Origin of the sequence: Blautia schinkii, assembly GCF_013304825.1 — a bacterium.
GTDB lineage: Bacteria > Bacillota > Clostridia > Lachnospirales > Lachnospiraceae > Blautia_A > Blautia_A schinkii_B.
Map to the genome: position 1 here is coordinate 18731 of NZ_JAAWUO010000018.1, position 23385 is coordinate 42115.

The following is a 23385-nucleotide window of genomic DNA, read 5'->3' on the forward strand; positions in this document are numbered from 1 at the left end:
ACGGAGAGGTGTGTGAAGATTTGAGCAGCTACCGTGTGAGCAATCTCACACGGTCTTTTCTATTATCTATTATTCCATAGATATGTGCCTCGAACCAGCTCTTGAAGTTTTTAGTTTATAACAACCCCAATATATGATTCCACCTATCAATCCCCCAGCTGTATTACTCACTAAGTCAGATATCTGAAAAGTTCCGACACGAAGGATAATTTGACACACTTCTATACTAAGCGAAAATAAAATGGAAATCTTAATTGTCCTATAACAGATTTGCAAAAATCCCTTCTTTCCTTTGAGAATTCTATCTTTTAATGCCCAAAGCATAAGCATTGAAAACGGAATAAACAGAAAAACATTCTCTATTAATTCTGTGCTTAAGGTGCCGTCAGAAAAATGAAAACTCCAATTTCCCAGGACATTTCCTATTGGATTCCCCCAAATCTGACGACAAAATATGGTTCTAAAAAGAATTAAGCAAGTGTATACCGCCAATATATAAATTCTTCTATATTCTTTGGATTTTTTAAATTCGTTCATCCAATTACTAAGCACTGCTTTCAATCCAATCTTTTTCCACTCTGTATACAAAAGCATAAAAAGTGCCGCCATAACTATAGATACAAATAAATATTGATAAAGTGTCGAGATGATATTGACACAAATTTTATCTACTATAGCATACATCTGTCTCTCCTTATTTTTTTATCTTTATCAAGAATCCATTAACCATAGAAAGTGCTGCATCATTTTTTAATGCCAAGAGTGCAGTGATGTATACTATAATCGACATTAAAATTTTCACAATAAGATTTACGATAAATGAAGTCAAAAAAACATCACAAACAGCAGAAACAATAATAATCCCAATGCATCCAATAAGCAGACTTATTACATAGTGCAAAGAAACCTTTATTCTTAATACTTTCCTCACATAAAAGTATTGATAAACACACATTAGTACTTCAGCTAAAAGAGTCGTAAATGCAGCTCCGTTTTGTTTGAGAGTTCCAATTAAAGCAAAATTCAAAACAATATTCAGAACTGCGCTCATTATAGTTCCTTTTAAAACGACCGTTTCTTGTTTCATTGGCAGTAAAACAGCATTAGTATAATACGTTGCAATCATTGAAAACGCCAAACTCACACTTAAAATTCTTAACGATGTTGCAGCTTCTGCATATGATGCTCCAGCGATAATTTCAATTACAGCATCAGATGTAACAAATATTCCAACCATCACTGGAAGCAATATCATCATGAACATCTTAAAAATATCAATTGCTGTTTTTTCATACTCTTTCTTGTGATTTGTTGCAAGATAATTAGATAATCTTGGTAACGCCACGAGAATAACTGCCGCTATACAGCTTTTCAGCACAGTATAAACATTAACAGATGTTGAATACAAGCCCACATGAAATTCATCAGACAAGAAGCCAAGTATTGTTTTATCTGAGTTAACATATATTGTCGTTGTAACCGTAGATGCAAAAATTATCATGATTGGCTTAATATGCTTTTTCAAGTTAAGATTTCTTGTGAAACGTATCTTTACATATTTTTTAGCATGAAAAAAATTAAAAATATTGGCACCTGCATTAGCAATAACTGTTGTTGCTGCATATGGAACATAATCAGATTCATTATGAACAAACAAAAACAGCAACACTAAAGCAATAATATGTACCACGAGAGAACGCACCGTAATATATGCATAATCTTCGACAATCGAATAAAGCCATGTCACACCAATCAGATTACCAAATATCGCCAAACTCTGAACGGCAATCAAAGGTATATACGAGTGAAACTTAGGAACAGCAACGACCACAATAACAAGAGCAATAATTGAAATCGCAACAGATATTATATTGATTGAAAACATTTCACTGGAAAATGCTTCAAGATCTTCTTTGCTATCTCGTACCCTTGCTCCTTCTCTGATTGCATATGTTGCTATTCCCAAGCCTGCAATCAGCACAAAATAACTCACAACAGAATTTGAAAAATCCACTTTTCCCATATTCTCGACTTGCAAAACACGTGCAGCATAAGGATATGTTATAAGTGGAAATATAACTGATAATATTGTTTTCAATCCATTCAATAATGCATTGACTCCAATAGACTTCTCTTTTCTTTCCATAAATAAACTATCACCTCTTAATCATCTTTAATATCTTTTTTGTCGCCCATCTAATGAAATTTGACCATCCTCCAATTTTTATTGAGGCATTCATTTTGGACATGCTGCCCCCCCCCGCTAATTTTTCAATTTCATGAAGATTATAGGAAAGATATTTCGGAAGTGCAAACGGATATATCGCTACTCCGTGTTCATCTATATTTATTTTTATCGTATGTAATTGATTCATTGTTTTAACCAACTCATACTGTTCTTGATCCTGCTTGGAACGATTTGGAAACATATAAAAGATATTCGTTGATGAGCCTGGAATTCGTGTGTAATATTCAATGTATTTCTTTTCTCCAGTAGTGCAGTATTCTTTAAGGTACGGATTTTGTTCTAAATGATCAAAATGGTGACTTAATGAAAACTGCCCAGCAAAAGAATATGATATTTCTGCATTCAATTCCATTGCAAGAATTGAACCTATAAATCCACCTGATGAAGCCCCTACACATCGAATAGTGTATCCTTTTGTTATACTTCTAATAAAATCAATCAGCTTATCATAAGTATTAACCCTACTATTAATTCCTTTAACATACCAAGAAAGCCAAATATCTCGAATGAATATCTCTAATTCAGGTTTACACTCGGCTCGTAAATTAGACCACTCATAACGATTTCCTCCAATTATTTTATCTTTAAATGACTGAAGATTATCTTTTTCATACAAGGCATTACTGGAGCAATAAATATACGCCAATCCATTCTTACAGTTATTGTATTCAATCTTATAATTATCTTTCTCATACTCCGCTTGAATTAAATCATATATATCATTCATCCTTATACCCTCAAATTAGTTAATTCTTTTCTTGCCATATAGTTCTGGAATAAAACGATTACTAAATATAACAATAGGAATCACCACCAGAACACATACTATAAAAACAGATAATGTCATTATAATATCCGGGCACTCAAAATGTGCCACTGTGAAAAACATTTCTATTACATTTTTAAAGAATTGAGTTAGCACGAACTGCCACACATATATAATAATAGAATTCCTTCCACACCAATTAAAGAACACATTTTTTCGCATAAAATCTGCAACTATCCAAACAACCGTGATTCCACTTAAGGCTCCAATTATAAACACGGGAAAGTTTCCATAATTGTTATTGTACATTGTAACGCTAGAATTACATAATGCACAAACCAACAATATCCATAATTCACCAATCAATAATAGAATCTTCTTTTCTTTCCGGTTACAAATTCGTTTTAATTGACTTGGCAAAAAACCTCTACACGCAAATCCTAGCAAATAAAAGAAAAACGCCATTGGGACAACATTTATATAAAAAAGTGATTCATCAGGCCATTCTATTTTATATTCAAACAACACTCCTAAAACAATACATAACCCACCAAGTATCATCTGGTATTTTATGCTTGTAATACGCACCATCCGCGAAATAAAATAAAATAAAATTACTACTATGAAAAGGACTTGAAGAAACCAATATCTCCAAAATTGATATAGAAAATCAATTTCAGCTAAACTTTTACCTTTCATCACGACAGTAAACAATCCATAGTATATGTATGAAATCAACCCTAATAAGATTTGTGGCAAAAGAATTGTTTTCAACTTACCAAGAACGAACCTGCCCCCTGTTCTTTTATCTCCAATTTTCGCAACTAAACCTGAGAGGAAAAAGAAAAGGGGCATATGAAACGTCAATATAATTTTATTCAATGGACTTTCGACAGAATAAAAGCTATGTCCTAAAACTACAAGTAAGATTGCAATTCCTCTTGCTACATCTATTTGTTCATCTCTCTTTTTCACAATTTATTCTTCCAATCGTCTATAATCTCTTTGTAATTATTTATTGTTTTATCTACTACAGCATCTTCACCCTGTCGGCTTCTAATCCATTCATACGATGATTTAGAAAATTGCTCAGCCAAAGAGTCTGAATCAAAAATTCTAGATATATACTCTGCTAACATTAATGGCTCGTTGAATGTATAAAGATACCCATCTTTTCCATCGCGAAGCATCTCTGGAACTCCACCTACAAAACTGGCAACACACGGTATTCCAACTAACTGAGCCTCACACAAGGAATTCGGACTATTCTCAATCGCGGACGGCAAAACCATTACATTCGCCTTTTTTAATTCGTTGACTATCTGTTCCGCGTCAAGTATTCCCGTAAAATGTATGCACTCCTGCAACTCGTTGGCTCGTATTCTTTCAAATAAATATTTAACATATCCTGGTTGAAGAAGTTTTTCCTTTACAGTTGAATTTCTCATTACATTTTTTCCAGACATATACAATTCAACATCTGGATACCGTTTTTTTAAGATTTTCATTGCGTCCAAAAGAATATGAAGTCCCTTGATTGGCTTAAATCCTTGATGCATAAAAATCCTGTGATGTCTGATTTTATTGACATCCCAACGTGTTGCCTGATAAAACTCTGGTCTGATTAATTCTGGTGCATAAATATATTTTGTTTCAGGATTAACTGCTAAAGAGGAAACTTTATCCCACGTAGTTCTTCCGCCTACATACTGAATGCCTCTCAACATTTCCTTTTCATATCTACTACGTCTAATTTCTTTCTTTCTATCCCATATAATACCAGAATGTCTGACAATATCCCTCAATGAATAGGTTCTAATAATGTCTTTCATCTCCATCCCAGCATACGCATCTTTATAGTAATTAGACAAAATTCCTTGTAGCGTAAGAAAAAGCGGTACGTTAGGCTTCATCTTAATCAATTCATAAGGAACCATTGATTCACTTCCATGAATATGTACCAAATCCGGTTTAAAGTCCGAAATAATATATTTCCAAGACTCTCGTATTTTTTCTCCGCCACCACTTCTCATGACTTCTTTTCCATTAGGCAGAAAATAAAAATCCACATTATCAACACGAAACTTTTTTACACTGTCCTCATCTGCAACTGAAACAATTGCAAGTTCAATATCGTCTCTATATCTTAATTTTGCAGCCAACGCGCGCGCCCATGTACACGCATATTCCGACTTTCTTCCTATTTTGTCTGCCACTTCTGGAAATGTGACAAACACTGTCCACATTATTCTCATTATACTTCTCCACTCAACGTAATCTATGTGAAATTGTAAACCTAAATTTTTCTTCTAATGCAATCAACCAAATTCCAATAACTGCATACCATATATTTGCTTCTATAGTATTAGTACTTACAGCCATAAATAAAGATAGCCAGAATACTATAACTGTATAAAACAATCTTCGATATAAAGTTCTTGACCGACTTCTCTTCAAATCAACCCATAGTGCCAGCCAAACTATAATACAAGAATACAATGGTGAAAGTATTTTACCAAATTGCATAACAGATTCAGTTATGACTGGAATAATAAAGTCTGCCCTTCCAACTGAGCTTTGAAAGTATGATGTAGCTGTTTTGAAATCACTAAGTCCTAAAATTTTCATTGCATATGGAAAATTAAAGAAACAATCGACTAAAATTCCTGCTAAGCCGCGTTCATTATTATATTGTTCAGCTGTCACCATTCCATTAGCAACCGGGGTAATGCCTTCAAAATATTCATCGAAATATTCAGCCGTAAAATACTTTCCAGTAGCATCAGATACTTTTACATTAGTTTCACCAAATGACATAATTTTAAGAACTGATCCCATGAGTACCACCATGAGTATCCCAACAATGCCTATTGTCACTATTGCCTTGGTCTTATTGGGAAAAACACGAATAAGCGCATACGCCGACACAATTACTGCAATAAGCATATTCCATCTTGATACTGAAAATCCACTTGTCCACATGCTAGAAATAAACCCAACGCATATCAATCCAAGAAAAAGTACTTTTATCCACTTAGTTGTCACATAACGGGCAATCAAATCAATTAAAACAGTGAAAAGCACCAACAAACCAATATGAAAAAAGGCCTTATAAATGCCAGGTATGTCAGAATAATATTCTTGTGTAGTTATATAGCCCATAATTCCCATCTCGCTTCGCGTTAAAAGTGAAAAATTAAATAAATATCCTCTCAACTTAGAATTCACAGCTATAATAAAAAACCAAAATAATATTATTGTAACAGTAAGAGGGCGAACAAATTTCTCCTCAGTTTCAGTATTTCGATCTAACGAACTCTGTTTATGTACTATTGAGGACCAGAAATGCATGATTGCACCAACGGCAATCTCTTCATACGCCATGTACCACACTGCTTCATTTAACTGACTGCTAATCCTAACTCCGCTATAATTATCAGTTAATGCATATAATATTGGTATCATTATAAAACGACAGAACATCGTCACTTCAATAATTACAAGAGCTAACCCCGGCTGCTTCCTAAAGGCTTTTCTCGAAAAACACAATGACACAAAATATGCAATTGGTAGTACAAAAAGATTATCAACCAAACCACTGGACTTATTATAAATTGCAGTAAAGAATGCCGTAACAATGCACACAATTATAAGATAATTCCAAACTGTTAGTGCAATTTTTGATTTCGATTTTTCTCTATCCTCAAAATATGATTCTTTCATAATTTCTCCTGCCAAGCAACTATTTCGTTGGAATTCTAATCCAATTATCCAAATATATGGACACATCATTTTCAAGCGATAAATTCCATCTTTCAGGTGTCAGAACAATTTTATCTTTATAGGCTGATAAATAAGCCGCCCACCAGCTAAAAGTACTATTTGAAATAATAAAATGCTTGCAAGATTTCATCAATCTAAGTTCTTCGTAGTCGGGGTTTCCAAGATCAACATACACAAAATTCAACTTTCTATTATCAATGTTATTCGTAAAATGATAATTACCCTTGATCCACGCAAGGTCATCATGCGTATTTGAAAAAATATAGAAGGTTGGATTTACTGTTTTTTTCAACATTTCATTAATTGCATTATTGTAGTATTCAAAAGTACAAATCTGGAGATTCTTCCATCTTGGATCCAAATAGTCTCCGCGACGAATATGTAAACAAACTGATTCTGTGCAGCCTATTCTTCTAAGCATATCAGCATTTTCTTTACTTGGTGCAGTCTTTATCTCAAATTCTGTTCCTATAATCTCTTTAATGGGAGCAAAGTTTGCCTCCCCTTGAAAAAAGCCAAAAACATATTTATTCTTTTTTCGTGCAAGAAGGGTCTTGAACTCCGTTTGAGATCTATATGTATAATACACACCATGTTTAGAACGCTTAATGAATTTTTCCTCTCCGAGTGGTTTGGAAGTCTTAAGTATTTTCCAAGGTATAATATCAAATCCATTAGCTAATAATGTTCTTATTTTAAAAATCTCCATATCATTTTTTTGTTTCTTTTTTTTCATGAACTCAACATCATCGTTTAGAACGAAATTATGGAGAGATGCTTTTCTAAAATCAAAATGATCAATATAGTATGAATTAATTGCAATTTTTTCTTTTTGTCCCTCTTGTTCATATAAATATTGTAAATATCTTGCATATGCATATTGAAAGAGCTGATTTCCAAGCCCATCTTTTATAATCAAACTAATCATTAATTTTGTTCCTCTCCGTATATATCGTATGGAAAACTCTTTTTTAATTTTTCCCTTATAGTATCCAACTCAGGCAATTCCACAGGTTTAATTTGTATCGCCTGCTCTATTGAATCCGCCATAGGGAAATTAATTCTTCCCGTACTATAATAGTAATCATAATATTTAACAATATCTATCTGGGGTTTCAATAAAACCGCCGGAACCCCATATGCCTCTGCTAAAATAATGCCATGCAAACTTGAGGATATTACAACATCTACGCTTACTAATTGATTAAGGAAATCTTGATAATCATCAGTACATATGTTTAATCGTGCAATCTTGTTCTCCTCATATTTTTCATTAAGAACATAGTCCTTATGTGTTATTAGACCATATTTTTTTCTATTTTTTAAAGGAACTGCCTTATAAATTTCTGGCATTATGATTGCAGGATCTCCATAGACCTCTGGAACACTATATCCATAGTCCATCAAAATTGCACGTGTAACCGGTCCTCGAACCGCTCGAACATCCAATTTTCTCTTTTCCAATCTATATGTCAGTTTTGCATTAAGGACACCGCTGCCCCAAACAGTGGCATCTTGAATTCCTGCTGTGAGCACACTGCCAATTGCATATAGATGTTTTTTCTCATCAATTCTTACATCCGGTTTTATTTTTTTTAAGCCAAGCATATAGTTGACAACAACAGGGGACAAAGTATCTCCTAGATTATTTGACTCGTCCCAATAATCTAGATTCACTTGTTCATTTTTTGCTCGATTTGAAATATTAAACAAGATAAAATTGTTTCTGAACGGAAACAATAATTTCGTCAAAACTTTTTTCGATGATTCTCCCATCGCCTTTTTTATTGCTAAATTTAATTTATCTGTTCTCATTCTTACCTCTACTACATATTTTCCTTATTCACTGCCTGCATAAAATCCGAATAAATCATATCTTGTATTGTTTTTTTCTGATGATTTCTTTTTCCACATTCCCAGCTCTTATAAGCGTATTCTTCTATTTTCTTAGGGTTATCAATCAGCTTTTCAAGTTCTTCTTGTATTCTACCCTCATCTTCTGTCACAACAGCTGCATCGTTTTTTTTCAGATACGACATAGCTGCTGTGTGTCCTCCAACTGCAACTATGCATCGAGCATTATAAAGATAATCCACAATTTTTGTCGAAAAAGACAACCTGAAAAAATTGCATTCTTTCTTTCCCGTTGGTTCAACATGGAGCAAAATATCAGCACTATGCATAGTTTTCAATACGTCTGCCGTAGGAACCGGCTCCAAAAGAGCTGAAGCATTCTCAATATTGAGTGCCTTCTCCATTTCATCCGTGTGTGGTGACATTGTATGTATTCTTAAAAGGCACTTTCTTTCGTTTTTGTTTATAGCCTTTACTGCTTGTGCAACTTTTCCAAGTTCTTTCCAACGCCCTGCACCGACATTTCCCATATATATAATGGATATCGGATATTTTACTTCGGATTTTATTTCAGGATCTCCACTAAAATCATATGCCTTATACAAAACCTTGCATTTCTTGTCAAAATACTGGCTGTACTCTTCCCTCATCTCTTCTGTAATGGTGTATAGGAATTCGCTTCTCTGCGCGCATTTTCTTATATACTTTCTTTCCAAGAATGTTTTTCCCCAGAAAAAGGGAGATACAGCCTGTTTGTGTAGCGAATAGTGGTCATCCCAAGCATATGCAATAACTGGAATCGAATATTTATCGTGAAGATATGACATTAAAATGTTTGACGCAGGAACCCTACCTAATGGTCCGAAAATCAGCTGCGGTTTTATTTCTTCAACAAATGAATCAAGTTCTTTTGAATGCCACTTGCCCCAAATACCAATCATATCCTGAGCCAAAAGCAATGACTCCCATCGCAATTGACGCGCCTTATTATAGGCACCGTTATTCTCTGTCACATTATTATTTGATACACTATCCAAAGATACCTTTCGTCCAACGCTCTTCCTTGTTAAAATGCTCTTTGCCAATTCTTTCTCTGGAATGTAAAAATATTTTTGAGCCACATTGTTCTGCGGCTTTCCACCTTTGAAATAGATGTTAGAAAATTCTATTTTATCTTGCATTCCGTCAAAGATATTGGACAGTGTATTTCCTACACTGACATCATTTCTCCATGGTAGATATGAAACAACCAGTACCCTTATTTTTTCCTCTGACATTATCCCACTCCTACACTCACTTCTTCGCTACCTTAATCATCTATCTTTCATGTTTTTTTTCGATATACAGTATACTTAAAATCTAATTATTTATTATAAAGGCTCTCAAACACAGTCTGATGCTCAACTGATACACGCTTTGCATCAAATCTTGATTCAACGTCGCTATATCCATGCTCAATCAACTTTCTTCTTAGCACGGAGTCATCAAAAATTCTGTTTACTGCCTTGCTTGCGCCATCCACATCATCAACATTAACAAGTAGACCATTCTCGCCATCCTTAATGATATTGGGAATAGCATCTACACTGGTAGCCACAATTGGCTTTCCTGCCATCATATATTCCGGAAGTGCAAGACCAAATCCTTCCCAGCGACTCAGCAAACATCCAACGTCAAAAAGTTCGACATAGCTCATAGGATCATCTACCCAACCAGTAATATGTAACCTTTCAGAAAATCCTTGCTCCTCTGCATATTCTCTGATTTCGTTTTCCAACATACCGTTTCCCACAATGATAAAATATGCGTTTGGAATTTTATCATTCACAAGCTTTGCCATCCTAATAAAAACATCTGGCGCTTTTTGAGGACTTACACGCCCAACCATGCCAACGACAAAAGCATCATCTGGAATACCCAAGTCTGCTCTTTTAACTACTCCATGTGCCCCAGCTTTGTAAGCATCTACATCCACACCATTAAAAATAACCTGCAATTTGCCTGCTTTGCATATGCTCTTATCCAACGCAGACTGTTTTTCTGCATCTGAAATGCAAATAATCTTATCACAGAATGGTGCAGCTAATTTTTCAATTGCAGCATACATTGTTTTCTTCTTATTTGAACAACGCATATTAAATGCCCACCCATGTGGGTTGTATACACAGTGATTCTTCAGACCAATATTTGCCACACGAGCGATTGCACCAGCTTTACTGGAATGCGCATAAACGATATCAGGGGTATATTTTTTTATCAGTTTCCGAACTTGTCCGATTGCCTTTAAGTCGTTACCTCCAATGGCTCTGCTCATCTCAATCTGTTCAAAGAAATCTACCAAACCTTTATAATCTTCCGCATAATAATCCTGTGAGCAAACCAATATATTCTCAAACTTCTCCTTGTCCAAATACTTGAGAAGCATTCGGATATAGCGATCTACGCCACCTGCGGCCTGCGCCACATGCAATACCCTGATTTTATTTTTCCTCATCCCTCAAATACTCCTCGTCTTTTTTCTTTCCGCAAATCTATGTAAGCCTTTTACTCTCCATGCCCCAGTAAACACACCTTGAAGGTCTTAAAAATGATTTTCCAGTCCACCCAGAAGCTACGCTCCTTGACATATTTCACATCCAGATCCATCCATTCTTCAAAGGTGAGGTCATTACGATGCTGGGCAATTTGCCAGTAGCAGCTCAGGCTGGGAGTCACATGCAGGCGCTATTTCTCGTACTCGCCGTACTGTCATGGGCTACTCACCTATTTTTCCTCAACTGAATCTTTAAGGTAGACACCTTCATACCAGCTCACCAACAAAGTGCTGACTCTTATTGTCATAACTCGCTGTCGCACTTCTCCATTTTTCAAAGTGCTGACCCTTATTGTCATAACCCGTAATCCAACTTACTTTGTTAAAACTGTACAAGTTCATATCATTTCCTTATTGCAACATGAACAATCATCTACCCCTCACCACCTCTAATTCTCCAGAAAAATGCAGTTATCATGTCCACTTACTGTCTGCAATAAATTTATTCGGAAAAATAGATTTTGGACTTTTTTGCACGTTGGCTTTCCACTCTTAATTCTTCGGAAAAATGAAGGTATCATCACCATCTCTTGCTCTGCAATAAAACAGGCTCGCAGCAGGGTATTTTGCATGAGTTTTATACGCCACCGTAGACCATCATGCCGCCACTGAATGTTTGAGGTAGACATGGTAGGTGCTACAATTACTACAAAATCGGCATCCCGATATGCAGCTTCTGCATCCAGCGTTGCCGTCAGATTCAGATCTTTTTCTGCAAGATATTTCTCAATATAATCATCCTGGATTGGAGATTTGCGATTGTTGATCATCTCTGCTTTTTCCGGAACTATATCCACTGCTGTCACCTGATGATGCTGGCTCAGATTTCATTTATATCTAAATATAAAATCCGTGTCCCTCACACAAACTCCACATCCCAGACATCCACTCCGGAATCCTGGAACACATCTCTCAGTCTCTTATGCAGCATCTCCTGTGTAACGCCTTTTTTCAGCACTACCTGCAGGAAGCCGCCTCCTCCGGCTCCGGAGATAAATTTTCCGTCGATGAGGTCTTCGCATACGCCGAAGATCTGATCGATACAGGTGTTAGTGGAGCCTGCATCCAGTTTTTTGGAGATTTCCCAGTGCTGGTTCAGAAGATTTGCGAATTCGTCGATGTCTTCTTTTTCCAAGGCAAATTTCATCAAAGCTGCTACTTTTTGCATCTCGTCCAAAGCTTCCAGGGATTCTTTCCGGCCTCCGATATAGTTTCCTACTACTTCTCGGAGCAGGTTTCTGGCCAGGCGCCGCTGGCCTGTATAGATCAGTGCAAATCGTTCCTGCAGCTCCTGTTTTGTCTTTTCGGAAATTTCCACTTTTTCTACTTTGAGATGCTGGCGGATTCCTGGTCTGGATGTGATAAATTTGATTCCAGGAGTCAGACCGCCGACCTGATCCTGCCAGCCGCCGCCTGTACTCATGATCTGCTCAAGATTCAAGACTGTGTCGTAGATCTGGCTGTCATCCCAGTTTTCTCCCAGAAATTCTGCAAAAGCTTTGACACAGGCACCTGCAAGAATGCTGCTTGTTCCAAGACCGGAGCCTTTTGGCACACCCTTAACACAGGTGGACAGATAAAATCCGCCTCCCATTTTTTCCAGAACCTTTTTCAGGTCTGCTTTTTCTTCCAGCGGAAGGATTCCACAGGCGATAATAGCTGCCTTGTGCAGTGCAAAAGGATCGTATGGATTATGACAATCCTGGATTTCTTCTGCTGTTTCTGCTGTTCCGTAAGCACCGGTATCTGTGCTTGCCAGCTCAATATGTAATTCCGGGATCCTCCGGATTTCTACTTCAATTGGTTCACAGCCTCTTAACCGAATTGCTGCATTAAGAACAGTTCCACCGTGTTCATTGCAGTATGGTGGTGTGTCTGACCAGCCGCCGCCCCAGTTTACTCGTACCGGAAGATTTACTTTTACATGCTCCTTTGCAATCTGATAGTTACCTTTTCCATCCAGCTGCGTCTGAGATGCGATTTCTTTCTGTATCTGGGAAAAACACTCCTGTTCCAGCATGTCGTAAGTTTTTCCTGCAAAACACTTTTTCGTGAATTTCATGGAACGTGACACTGCATACAGAATTCTTATCCTCTGGAAAAAATCTGCCTTTTCTGCCGCTTCCATCAGAAGCTGATAATGCCGCTCCCTGATTTCTTTTTCTCCGAAGATCTTCAAGGCAGGGATGTAATGTCCGCCTTTTTTAATTTCTTCCAGAAAAAGTGCTACAAGGATACGGGCTTCCAGATCTTTTTTCCAGGAAAGGATGTTTTCAGTGTTTCCATAACGGAATGATTCTTCCAGGCTTAGTCTGGTCTGTTTCTTCCAGTTCTGAACCTGCGCCGGATCTGCCTGTCCTTCGCTCATTTTTACAAGAAGCCTTCCTGCTTCTGCTGCTTCCTGGAATGTCCGGCATACAGGATACAGCTTTGCATTCCAGAGAGCATGATTTTCTCCTGTCCACACATCTTTTACAGTCAGGGAGTTCTCTCTGAGAAAACTGTCAAGGTTTCCTTTCAGAAAGCTGCCTTTTTCTTCCAGTGTTTTTTTCGGATTATCCACCACGCCGTATGTTCGGATCACACATCTGCCTGCCTGTGCACCGCAAAGCTCTTCAGCTTCATCTCTCAGCTTTACACCATGGAACACCGTATTTTCCGGCACACAAATATCCTTAAGAAAAAGTCCTGATACCACTGCCCCTTTTCCAATATGGGATCTACCTTCCAGGCAGCTATCCTCAATGTAGGTTCCTTCCTCAACTTCTGTTTCCGGTGCGATCAGCGCTGTATGCAAAGCTCCTGCACAGTTGCCGGCATTTGTAAACACATGTTTTTTCCAATCCAGAAATTCGTAGTCTGCCACTTCTTCTGTCATCAGAGCTCGAAGTTCTCTTGTTGTTCCAAAATGGATAAATTCAGCCGGTGAAAGGCAGATCAGCTTCATCTGATACGGACTTAATGCTTCCCAGATTTTTTCCCTGCAGGAAAAAAGCTCTTCGCAGAATTCACCTTCCGGTTTTTCTTTCTGATATTGTTCAAATGTGGAATCTGCAGCCAGTGGATACAGAAAATCTCCGTAAAAACTGACTCTTGCTTTCTCATTTACAAAAGTTTCATCTTTATCGGGGTCCGTATTTTTGCCTGTTTTATCCGCGATCAGATTAAAAAGCGCGCCAAGGATTTCGGCATCCAGAAGTACAGCCCCTGTATCAAGATCCACGCAATCCTGTCCGTTCACAGCTCCCAGTTTACGAAGCGTTTCTTCCGGCTGCTTGTGCAGAAACATTTTTACGTGGTCATTTCCATCGTTTAAAAACACTCCATGATCCACGCCTACTTCGATCGGGGATTTCATGGAGATTGCCGCAGCTCCGCGGAACTGGGCATCTATCTGTAAAGGATTAAAAAGGAGGAGCACATCTCCGGAAAGCACCAGCATTCCCTCTTTAAATCTGGCCGGAACGCCTGCCATGCTGATTAGAAATTCATCAAACAGTGTGGAACCTCTTCCATCCGGAAGTTCTCTTGGTACTGGGGAAAAAAGCTTTCCGCATACAGAATACTGCGGCACTCTTTTGCTGTCCCCGCCGGAATGGATCACCAGGATTCTTTTGTTATGGAAATCTCCATGGAGTCCTTCTTCTTCGGAAAGAAATCGGAGTACATTTAATGTTGCTCCTCCGGAACCTACACGTTTTCCTTCCGGATCCGGCAATACGAAGTATTTTGTCCATCCAGGCAGTACGCCCTGTTCCAGTCTGTCTGCAATCTGGCTGCGGAAGGATCTGGCCTGCTCTTCGTTTGATGAAGTCAGGATCACATAGTCCCACCTGGGAAAATTAACTTTGCGGATGCTCCGCGCATAGTCCTCCCATGCGTCCTGACAACTCTGGCGCAGAAAAAGATTTTTCAGTTTCTTGTATTCTGTCTTCATTGCTTTCCTTATCCTTTGCTTTTTCATACTTTCTTTTTTTCATAACTTTGAATACTCTTATCTGCTGTCACGGCCTGCGCCGTAACTTCTGCAGAAATTCTTTGCCGACTCTTCCCTTTACCGGAAAGACACGACAGGCGGTATTCAACCTGTCAGGAGCTGCCTGTAGCAGCTGCTGAGTTGTGCTTGCGCTTCTATAAAACAGTGGTTATACCACCTGTTTTCCCAATTGCTGAATACATTTACGGCTTAAATTCCTGGCACTGTTCAGACTTCTGCTTCCCCTGTGACCGTTCCGGCAGATATATTCATCGGCTTTGCGGTTTACTGATACGATCGGTGCACCACAGCTGGCACAGGTCTCAGATATTCCTTTTGCATAGGTCTCGATTACCAGAATGCCGTTTTTCCAGGCTTTGTATGTCAGATTGCGGCGGATTCCGGTGCTTAAATGCAGTGTGCTCCAGTTTCCTGATCCGATCATTACATAGTCCGTGTATTCCTTTTTATATTTCGGAAGGATGATCATTGATACCTGATTTTTCAGGCAGAATTTAATGATCTGTGCGCTGACCTCATGGGCATAATATTCAGACAGATGTTTCAGCCGCATCCAGTGTTTCCTGTTTTCTCCCGGCTGCTTCTCTTCACCAAGAGACTTTCGGGCTTTCTCGATCTTTTTCTGGATTTGATTACATCGGTGAGTATATTCTTTGCCTCCGCTCCAGAATTTCACAGCAATTTCTTTGCCAGCTCCATCACATACAGTACCTACAGCAAAAGCATCTCCATTTGTAAACTGGATGGCGCAGATCCTGCGTCCTTCCTGTATACGCTGTTTTACACTTGCTGTATCTGCTGTGAATTCTTTTACAGGTACATGGAGCATGAGATATTTTTTCTCATAGGTTACTGACGGTGACATCAGCTCAGCCTGTTCCGGAAATATTTCTCCATAAAGACGGCAGCGCATCCATTGCCATTTTTCACCTGTCCAGACCTTCAGCGTGATTTCCTTATGGGAAAAATCTCTGTACATTCCTTTATAATAGGTAACTGCTGAATGAAGCTTTTCTGCTTTCCTGCCTGGAATGATACTCTGTCTGGATATGTGACTTTTTGCTGCTGCTATAGCACTGTTAATGGCTGCCCGCCGAAAATACAGAGGAACCTTTTCCCAGGGTATTGGTACCTCCGGGATTTTTTTATCTCGTCCCATAATGGTAAGTACTTCCAGTGCACGCATGGTTTTCTGACTGCTCAGTTCCCACAATTCCTCTCTTTTCAAAAGCAGATCATAATAAAAGCTCTCGATCTCGTTATAGAGTTCCTGTGTCTTCCTAAGCCAGTTCGGATGCCCACAGCAAAGACGCAGCTTTCTGGTGGTTATGCTGTAGCCTGTGGTGGATGGCATTTTTATATTCCTTCCGTATTTATTTATATAACTTATCCAATTTTATTTATTTATCGCTTAATGTTGTATTAAGCGACGAACTTCTGAAAAATGCTGATAGTATCCGTGTTATTTTTTAAATATACAGAATGATATTGACTGCTTATTGACCACGAATAAACCATTCTGATAGCAGTTTTAGTTGAAAATTAAAGGTTTACGGGAAATTCAAATGACCACTTATTTTGACCATTTTCGATGGAGCATAGATGAGATGATTAAGATAATATACAAAAATGTTTACAAAACAGCAGAAAAAACGTCATAATTGGTCTGTTCTGCATAGCCTGCATAGCTTGACAAGGCTAAAAGTGAATGTTATCATTACATGTAGTTCAAAATTTTGGACTTATAACTTGAAAAATCCGAAAAAAATAACTGTCGCTTAATACAACATTTAGCGACAGTTTTCACATTTTCCTTGGTAATGCAAAAAGCCTCCCAGATTAACTTTCTGAAAGGCTTTTTTACTGTTCCATATTAAACTTACTCTTTATCGGGGCAACAGGATTTGAACCTGCGACCTCACGGCCCCCAGCCGTGCGCGCTACCAAGCTACGCCATACCCCGCAACATTTGAAATTATAACAGAAATGCTTTTGAAATGCAACCACTTTTTCCTGGCGATATCTTAGGGGTGATATGTTATAATAGTTTTATGTTATTTCGTTCACTATGTCACAGGAGGTACCATATGCAGGAAAATCTTTCTCTCTACCACATCTTCTACACTGTTGCCAGCACAGGCAGTATTTCCCATAGTTCCAGGGATCTTTATATCAGTCAGCCCGCGATCAGCAAGGCTATACAGAAGCTGGAACGAAATCTGGATACTGTTCTTTTTAACCGGAATTCCAGAGGTGTAACTTTAACTCCTGACGGAGAGCTTCTTTTCGAGAAGGTAAAAGCTGCTCTCATGCTTCTGGATGAAGGTGAGAATTCAATCCGCCATAACCGTTCCAGAAATATTCCTAAGCTGCGGCTGGGAGCCAGCTCCACATTGAGCAAATACGTACTTCTTTCCCATCTGAAAGATTATATAGATCAGTTTCCTCATGTGCGTATTACCATCTCCTGCCAGTCCACCTATCAGACCCTGCAGCTTCTGGATGAAGAAAAAATTGATCTCGGTCTGATCGGTCGTCCACAAAAACTCCGGGGATATTTTTTTCAGCCTCTTCTTCAGATTCGGGATACATTTGTATGCACAGAGCAGTATCTTCAGAACCAGAAGAAATTGTACCCCGGTGAGCCATTGCTTCAGACTGCAACTTTTATGATGCTGGATGAGGATAATATTACAAGGCAAACTGTGAACACACAGCTGAAAGATCATCTTGTAGAACTAAGCCATATCCTGGAAGTAACAACTATGGATCTTCTGATCCAGTTTGCAGAGATCGGTCTTGGTGTTGCCTGTGTGATCCGGGATTTTGTGGAAAAAGAGCTGGAAGAAGGTACCTTGGTTGAGGTACCTGTAGGCTTTTCTTTTCCACCACGGGAAATTGGATTTGTCTGCCGACAGAAAGATGTGGACTCTCCGCTGATTGCTCCGTTTTTTGGTGAAGCAGCAAATACTGATCTCTGATAAACTAATCTTTCATCAACTGTATAAAAATTTTATAATCATCATAAAAAAATCCCATCGGATGCTCAATATATAAACATCCGATGGGATTCTAAAGTCCGCAATTGACTCAAACTACGCTTTGCTTCGTTCGAGTAGCGCAAAAATTATTGTTCAACAATGACTCAAACTACGCTTTGCTTCGTTCGAGTAGCGCAAAAATTATTGTTCAACAATGACTCAAACTACGCTTCGCTTCGTTCGAGTAGCGCAAAAATTATTACTTTGTAATAATTTTTGCTTAGTTGTTGATAAGTTTGTCCTCGCCGTTCCAGCTGTAGAGTTTACGGATCTCTTCGCCTACTTTCTCAGACTGATGCTCAGCAGCTAATTTTCTCATAGCTTTGAAGTGAACCTGTGCACCTGCATCGGACATGTCGAGTAAGAAGTCTTTTGCGAATGTACCATCCTGGATATCGGAAAGAACTTTCTTCATAGCTTTCTTTGTATCTTCTGTGATGATCTTCGGTCCTGTGATGTAATCGCCGTACTCAGCTGTGTTGGAGATAGAATATCTCATTCCTGCGAATCCTGACTGATAGATCAGGTCAACGATCAGTTTCATCTCATGGATACACTCGAAGTATGCGTTTCTTGGATCATATCCAGCCTCAACAAGTGTCTCGAAACCAGCCTGCATAAGTGCACAAACACCACCACAAAGTACAGCCTGCTCACCGAAAAGGTCTGTCTCTGTCTCTACACGGAATGTTGTCTCAAGAAGACCAGCTCTTGCTCCGCCGATACCAAGACCATATGCAAGTGCAAGCTCCTGAGCTTTTCCTGTATAGTCCTGCTCTACAGCGATAAGACAAGGTGTTCCTTTTCCAGCCTGATACTCACTTCTTACTGTGTGGCCAGGTGCCTTAGGAGCGATCATTGTTACATCAATGTTCTTCGGTGGCTTGATGCATCCGAAATGGATATTGAAACCATGAGCAAACATAAGCATATTGCCTTCTTCAAGGTTCGGCTCGATGGACTCTTTGTAAAGTTTAGCCTGTAACTCATCATTAATAAGGATCATAATGATATCTGCCTGTTTAGCAGCCTCTGCTGCTGTATATACCTTAAAGCCCTGCTCTTCAGCTCTCTTCCATGATTTGCTGCCTTCGTACAGACCAATAATGACATCGCATCCGGAATCTTTTAAGTTCAGAGCATGTGCATGTCCCTGGCTTCCGTATCCAATAATTGCAATTTTTTTACCATCCAGTAAATTCAAATTACAGTCTTCCTGATAAAAAATCTTATTAGCCATTTTGCGTTCCTCCTCTGATGTTCATCACATCTTCTTCATAAAAATTATTTATCGTTAAGAGAGTGTCTGCTCTCCTAGCAAACATATGTATCTTACAGAAATCTCACATCATCACTGCCGCGGGACAGCCCTGTGATTCCTGTTCTTGCAAGCTCAAGGATCTCATAGTCAGCCATCAGTTCAATAAAAGCTTTCAGCTTGTTCTGGCTTCCTGTCATCTCCATGATCAGAGAATCCTTACTTACATCCACTACCTTGGCACGGAAAATATCGGCAACTGAAAGTGCTCCCTGCCTCTGTTCCGGCTTCACGGCAACCTTCACCAGCATTAATTCTCTGGCAACACTGTCATCCTGCTCCAGAACCTTGACATCTCTCACATCCTCCTGTTTGGCAAGCTGTTTCGTAATCTGCTGTATCATCTGATCATCCGCCTCGCATACAACTGTCATGCGGGAATATCTCTGATCTGCAGTCACACCTGCTGTAATGCTGTCAATATTATATCCACGGCGGCTGAATAGACCAGCCACACGGCTAAGGACTCCTGAGGTATTATCCACAAGAATGGATAGTATTCTCTTTTCCATAATACACCTGCTTTCAAAACGTTATGTAAAGAAACCTGACTTCGTCAAGTAACGCTTTAATCTAATAAATCTTTGCTTTCTTACCATTATAGCAACTTCGAAAATTTTGTCAATCAAAATTTCTCGTAAGACACCTTCAAATTAATAAAGAGTTTACATCAGATCAGATATTTTTTGCGCAGCTCTTCTGTTGCTTTCGCAGTTAGATAAAGCTTCTTACGAAGGAATCTCTCTCCCCCTCCGTATTCATTCTCAATGAGATCAAATATGATATTAATGTAGGATTCTTTTACCTGATAAAAAGCAGTAAGATTGGCAAACTTCTGACTGTTCTCAGGACGGTAAGCCCGGTAAAGCCTGCGCATATATTTAAGTTCTTCCTCCAGACATGGATTGGAACGCATAAAATCTCTTCGTATTGTCTCTTTCGGTACGCCCAGTGCCAAAAGCAGCAGTGCGGTTCCGACTCCGGCTCTGTCTTCTCCTGTTCCACTGTGAAAGATCACTGCCCCGTTCTTTACATGGAGAAGTACATCAAGAAAACGTGCATACTGTTTCAGAGAATACTCATCATTCAGAAAACTGCGGTATCTGTTTATCATATATTTATCAGTATCCCCATAGCAGGACATCACCTGTTCAAAAAAGCTTCTTCCTCCGCTCTCTTCATCCAGGATCGGGATATGGTAATATTCCACACCAGCCATGATATCGTCCGGTTTTTTCTTTACTTCAGCTGCTGAACGGAAATCGATCACTGTTTTTACATTATATTCCTCTGCAAGGATCCGGGTATCTGTAATGGAAGCATGATAAATCTCGCCACTGCGCAGAAGCTTTCTCGGAAGAATATGTGAACCATTCTCTGTCATCAGTGCTCCAAGATCCCTGGTGTTGGGAAGATTCTTCAGTGGAAGCCTGCTGCCTTTGGGAAATCCTACGGCCATATCAGGATTCAGCAATTTAAGAAGCCGGAGACAATCCTGGACCTCCTGTTCAGTCATATCGAATTTATAACGTTTCTGACGTCGTGTTATGATTACCAGATAGTTGATGATCAGCTGTTTCTCTCCGGTTTTATCCGCACCTTCCCGGCGCATATACGCCCAGACAATATCCCTGCATGGAAGGCTGTTCAGCATCATGTGCCTGTTAAACACAAAAAATCCATCTTCGATCCGTATCTTTCCGTATCTCATTTTCTTTCCTTTCTCCTTCTCAACCCCTGCATCCTTTTCGGGACACACTTTATCATACCAGAAATTTTCCGTTACGTATACCTTGTTTGACATTTTTCATGGTTTCGATATAATAAGTGGAGATATTTACCCATGGGAGGGTTTCTTTATGGAAAATCTTGTTTTTTGTCTGAATGTAACTGTTCCGATTTTTCTTACGCTGCTTCTCGGATATTTTTTCCGGAGGATCGGACTTTTTGACGATGCATTTGTCAGCCGTATGAATAAATTCGTATTTGTTGTACCTTTACCTGTGCTTCTTTTTCAGGATATTGCCAGGATCGATATTTACGAAGCCTGGGATTTCAGGATGGTGGTCTTCTGTTTTAGTATCACTTCTGTAAGCATTATCATCTCCGTATTTCTGTCCCGATTCCTTCATCCTTCAGATATACGCGGTGAATTTATCCAGGCATCTTACCGGAGCAGTGCTGCGATCCTGGGTATCGCCATTATCCAGAACCTTTATGGAAACGCCGGAATGGCTCCGCTGATGATCATTGCAAGTGTACCTCTTTACAATGTTATGGCTGTTGTGATTCTTTCCATATTCAAACCAGGTCAGGGTAAACTGAATGGTGTTGTTCTGAAGCGTACTTTAAAAGGCATCATCACCAACCCAATTATTCTTGGAATTGCAGCTGGTACATTATGGTCTCTGCTCCGTCTCCCATTTCCGAAGATCCTGGATTCCACAGTCGGAAACCTTGCAAAAACAGCCACACCCCTTGGTCTGATGGCCATGGGAGGTTCTCTCCGTTTTGGAAAAGCTTTCTCCAGACTGAAGGCTTCTGTTGCCTGCACTTTTATGAAGCTTGTCGGCTACGAAGCACTTTTTCTCCCGCTGGCCATCCGTTGCGGCTTCACACAGGATAAGCTGGTTTCCATTATCATTATGCTTGGTTCTGCCAGCACAGTAACCTGCTTTGTTATGGCAAAAAATATGGATCATGAAGGTTCCTTCTCTTCCGGAGTTGTTCTTCTTACTACAGTTTTCAGTGCGTTTACATTGACTTTATGGCTGTTTATCTGTAAGAACCTTGGGCTTATCTGATTCGGCTTATCTGCAGCAGGATATAAACATTGCCACTCTGCGTAACACGGAGCATAAATACCAGCTAAAGACATAGCCCGTTTCATACAGAAAATGCTGTAAGAGCTGTCTGCTTCCAAACAGTTCTTACAGCATTTTTATTTCTGCATTTTGTACAAATATTCAGTCTATATCAGTTTCAGATACCGGAGACCGTCCCTGATTCCATAATGGAACATATCGGACGTAACATGATCTGCCAGCTCCTGGATCTTCGGGGAAGCATTTCCCATAGCAACCTTGGTGGCCGCATATTCAAACATAGCCAGGTCATTGTTGCTGTCTCCGAATACCACAGTATCTTCCCACGGAATATCAAACAGGCGTATCACTGCAGCAATGCCAACAGCTTTGTTAAAGCCCTTGGGAACAAGCTCGATAGTATTTCCAACAAAAGAGCTGCTGCCCTCATGACGGATGATATCATAATACTCACTTAAGACGGCAAGTGCAGCCTCTGCATCGCAGCCGGCCGTCATTTTTGCACTGATCTTATTGATCTGCATACAGTCTTCATTACCCCGGATCGGTCTCCACTTATCTCCCAGTGCTTCTGTGATCAGGCTTGCATACCAGTTTACTTCATCCGTATACTCGTCCTTATCATAATACATATAGTCTGCACCCTCCATCACCGGGATCAGACCATATTTTCTTAATACTTCCACGGAAAGCTTTGCAACTTCCGGTGTCATTTCTTTATTAAAAAGCCTCTTCCCGTCTTTCTCTATGGTAGATCCGCAGGCAGTGATCATCCCTGTAAAAGGGATCTGCTCCAGATACCATGGAACAAAGGCACGGCTTCTTCCTGTACAGAGCCAGGCTTCGTGGCCATTATCTATCAATGCACGCACTGCCTCTATTGCACTGTCCGGAGTTCCTTTTTTCATATCGCAGATCGTTCCGTCTGCATCAAAAAATACCGCTTTTTTTCTCATTTCT

General features: G+C 39.2%; 19 protein-coding genes, 1 tRNA gene and 1 pseudogene. 2 read left to right on the plus strand and 19 right to left on the minus strand.

The window, feature by feature from the left end; genetic code table 11:
* Positions 1–69: 69 nt before the first annotated feature.
* From HFM85_RS13330 to HFM85_RS13400, 15 genes and pseudogenes are all read right to left on the minus strand, one after another.
* Entirely contained in the window at positions 70–684 is a 615-nt protein-coding gene (locus HFM85_RS13330; protein WP_173738723.1) for a VanZ family protein, read from the minus strand.
* Between the two features lie 10 nt (positions 685–694).
* Positions 695–2146, minus strand: a complete 1452-nt coding sequence (locus HFM85_RS13335) for a flippase (protein ID WP_173738724.1) — start codon at positions 2144–2146, stop codon at positions 695–697.
* Between the two features lie 10 nt (positions 2147–2156).
* The gene (locus tag HFM85_RS13340) at positions 2157–2975 is read right to left on the minus strand and encodes a hypothetical protein (protein WP_173754682.1); all 819 of its coding nucleotides are present in this window, start codon (positions 2973–2975) and stop codon (positions 2157–2159) included.
* A gap of 15 nt (positions 2976–2990) precedes the next feature.
* Positions 2991–3989 carry an acyltransferase family protein gene (locus HFM85_RS13345; protein ID WP_173738726.1) on the minus strand — a complete coding sequence of 333 codons (999 nt, stop codon included), beginning with the start codon at positions 3987–3989 and terminating at the stop codon, positions 2991–2993.
* On the minus strand, positions 3986–5269 hold the full coding sequence (locus HFM85_RS13350; protein WP_173738727.1) for a glycosyltransferase family 4 protein: 1284 nt from the start codon (positions 5267–5269) through the stop codon (positions 3986–3988). Before HFM85_RS13350 ends, HFM85_RS13345 begins: the two co-directional genes overlap by 4 nt.
* 13 nt (positions 5270–5282) lie before the next feature.
* Positions 5283–6737, minus strand: coding sequence for a hypothetical protein (locus HFM85_RS13355; protein WP_173738728.1), 1455 nt, complete (start codon positions 6735–6737; stop codon positions 5283–5285).
* A 19-nt stretch (positions 6738–6756) separates the two neighbouring features.
* Complete coding sequence (locus HFM85_RS13360) at positions 6757–7725, minus strand: alpha-1,2-fucosyltransferase (protein WP_173738729.1); 969 nt, start codon at positions 7723–7725, stop codon at positions 6757–6759.
* Positions 7725–8612, minus strand: a complete 888-nt coding sequence (locus HFM85_RS13365; protein ID WP_173738730.1) for a polysaccharide pyruvyl transferase family protein — start codon at positions 8610–8612, stop codon at positions 7725–7727. Before HFM85_RS13365 ends, HFM85_RS13360 begins: the two co-directional genes overlap by 1 nt.
* An 11-nt stretch (positions 8613–8623) precedes the next feature.
* Positions 8624–9928 (minus strand): glycosyltransferase family protein, encoded by a 1305-nt coding sequence (locus HFM85_RS13370; RefSeq protein WP_173738731.1) that lies wholly within the window; start codon positions 9926–9928, stop codon positions 8624–8626.
* An 86-nt stretch (positions 9929–10014) separates the two neighbouring features.
* A complete protein-coding gene (locus HFM85_RS13375; RefSeq protein ID WP_173738732.1) occupies positions 10015–11145 on the minus strand; it encodes a glycosyltransferase family 4 protein in 1131 nt (376 codons plus the stop codon).
* 50 nt (positions 11146–11195) lie between these two features.
* Positions 11196–11366, minus strand: a complete 171-nt coding sequence (locus HFM85_RS16795) for a sugar transferase (protein WP_408609593.1) — start codon at positions 11364–11366, stop codon at positions 11196–11198.
* Between the two features lie 507 nt (positions 11367–11873).
* Positions 11874–12068: pseudogene (locus HFM85_RS16710) on the minus strand (UDP-glucose 6-dehydrogenase); the annotation flags it as partial.
* Between the two features lie 35 nt (positions 12069–12103).
* Positions 12104–15181 (minus strand): fucose pyrophosphorylase domain-containing protein, encoded by a 3078-nt coding sequence (locus tag HFM85_RS13390; RefSeq protein WP_173738733.1) that lies wholly within the window; start codon positions 15179–15181, stop codon positions 12104–12106.
* 208 nt (positions 15182–15389) lie between these two features.
* The gene (locus HFM85_RS13395) at positions 15390–16595 is read right to left on the minus strand and encodes a zinc ribbon domain-containing protein (RefSeq protein ID WP_173738734.1); all 1206 of its coding nucleotides are present in this window, start codon (positions 16593–16595) and stop codon (positions 15390–15392) included.
* A gap of 535 nt (positions 16596–17130) precedes the next feature.
* Positions 17131–17204, minus strand: a tRNA-Pro gene (locus tag HFM85_RS13400).
* Positions 17205–17328: 124 nt separating this feature from the next.
* Between HFM85_RS13400 and HFM85_RS13405 the strand changes: the two genes are divergently transcribed.
* A complete protein-coding gene (locus tag HFM85_RS13405; RefSeq protein ID WP_173738735.1) occupies positions 17329–18222 on the plus strand; it encodes a LysR family transcriptional regulator in 894 nt (297 codons plus the stop codon).
* A 280-nt stretch (positions 18223–18502) separates the two neighbouring features.
* Here the strand turns inward: HFM85_RS13405 and ilvC are convergent, their stop codons facing one another.
* From ilvC to HFM85_RS13420, 3 genes are all read right to left on the minus strand, one after another.
* The gene (gene ilvC, locus HFM85_RS13410) at positions 18503–19522 is read right to left on the minus strand and encodes a ketol-acid reductoisomerase (RefSeq protein WP_173738736.1); all 1020 of its coding nucleotides are present in this window, start codon (positions 19520–19522) and stop codon (positions 18503–18505) included.
* Between the two features lie 92 nt (positions 19523–19614).
* On the minus strand, positions 19615–20112 hold the full coding sequence (gene ilvN / locus HFM85_RS13415; RefSeq protein WP_173738737.1) for an acetolactate synthase small subunit: 498 nt from the start codon (positions 20110–20112) through the stop codon (positions 19615–19617).
* A 158-nt stretch (positions 20113–20270) separates the two neighbouring features.
* The gene (locus HFM85_RS13420) at positions 20271–21311 is read right to left on the minus strand and encodes a tyrosine-protein phosphatase (RefSeq protein WP_173738738.1); all 1041 of its coding nucleotides are present in this window, start codon (positions 21309–21311) and stop codon (positions 20271–20273) included.
* 148 nt (positions 21312–21459) lie between these two features.
* Between HFM85_RS13420 and HFM85_RS13425 the strand changes: the two genes are divergently transcribed.
* Positions 21460–22404 (plus strand): AEC family transporter, encoded by a 945-nt coding sequence (locus tag HFM85_RS13425; protein ID WP_173738739.1) that lies wholly within the window; start codon positions 21460–21462, stop codon positions 22402–22404.
* A gap of 167 nt (positions 22405–22571) precedes the next feature.
* Here HFM85_RS13425 and HFM85_RS13430 read toward each other — a convergent pair whose 3' ends face one another.
* Positions 22572–23381, minus strand: a complete 810-nt coding sequence (locus tag HFM85_RS13430) for a Cof-type HAD-IIB family hydrolase (protein WP_173738740.1) — start codon at positions 23379–23381, stop codon at positions 22572–22574.
* Positions 23382–23385: the final 4 nt, after the last annotated feature.

What these genes read in the sequence shown, in the direction of transcription:
- HFM85_RS13330 (WP_173738723.1), bottom strand. Translation starts at nt 684, where the DNA reads ATGTATGCTATAGTAGATAAAATTTGTGTCAATATCATCTCGACACTT.
- HFM85_RS13335 (WP_173738724.1), bottom strand. Translation starts at nt 2,146, where the DNA reads ATGGAAAGAAAAGAGAAGTCTATTGGAGTCAATGCATTATTGAATGGA.
- HFM85_RS13340 (WP_173754682.1), bottom strand. Translation starts at nt 2,975, where the DNA reads ATGAATGATATATATGATTTAATTCAAGCGGAGTATGAGAAAGATAAT.
- HFM85_RS13350 (WP_173738727.1), bottom strand. Translation starts at nt 5,269, where the DNA reads ATGAGAATAATGTGGACAGTGTTTGTCACATTTCCAGAAGTGGCAGAC.
- HFM85_RS13355 (WP_173738728.1), bottom strand. Translation starts at nt 6,737, where the DNA reads ATGAAAGAATCATATTTTGAGGATAGAGAAAAATCGAAATCAAAAATT.
- HFM85_RS13360 (WP_173738729.1), bottom strand. Translation starts at nt 7,725, where the DNA reads ATGATTAGTTTGATTATAAAAGATGGGCTTGGAAATCAGCTCTTTCAA.
- HFM85_RS13365 (WP_173738730.1), bottom strand. Translation starts at nt 8,612, where the DNA reads ATGAGAACAGATAAATTAAATTTAGCAATAAAAAAGGCGATGGGAGAA.
- HFM85_RS13370 (WP_173738731.1), bottom strand. Translation starts at nt 9,928, where the DNA reads ATGTCAGAGGAAAAAATAAGGGTACTGGTTGTTTCATATCTACCATGG.
- HFM85_RS13375 (WP_173738732.1), bottom strand. Translation starts at nt 11,145, where the DNA reads ATGAGGAAAAATAAAATCAGGGTATTGCATGTGGCGCAGGCCGCAGGT.
- HFM85_RS13390 (WP_173738733.1), bottom strand. Translation starts at nt 15,181, where the DNA reads ATGAAGACAGAATACAAGAAACTGAAAAATCTTTTTCTGCGCCAGAGT.
- HFM85_RS13395 (WP_173738734.1), bottom strand. Translation starts at nt 16,595, where the DNA reads ATGCCATCCACCACAGGCTACAGCATAACCACCAGAAAGCTGCGTCTT.
- HFM85_RS13405 (WP_173738735.1), top strand. Translation starts at nt 17,329, where the DNA reads ATGCAGGAAAATCTTTCTCTCTACCACATCTTCTACACTGTTGCCAGC.
- ilvC (WP_173738736.1), bottom strand. Translation starts at nt 19,522, where the DNA reads ATGGCTAATAAGATTTTTTATCAGGAAGACTGTAATTTGAATTTACTG.
- ilvN (WP_173738737.1), bottom strand. Translation starts at nt 20,112, where the DNA reads ATGGAAAAGAGAATACTATCCATTCTTGTGGATAATACCTCAGGAGTC.
- HFM85_RS13420 (WP_173738738.1), bottom strand. Translation starts at nt 21,311, where the DNA reads ATGAGATACGGAAAGATACGGATCGAAGATGGATTTTTTGTGTTTAAC.
- HFM85_RS13425 (WP_173738739.1), top strand. Translation starts at nt 21,460, where the DNA reads ATGGAAAATCTTGTTTTTTGTCTGAATGTAACTGTTCCGATTTTTCTT.
- HFM85_RS13430 (WP_173738740.1), bottom strand. Translation starts at nt 23,381, where the DNA reads ATGAGAAAAAAAGCGGTATTTTTTGATGCAGACGGAACGATCTGCGAT.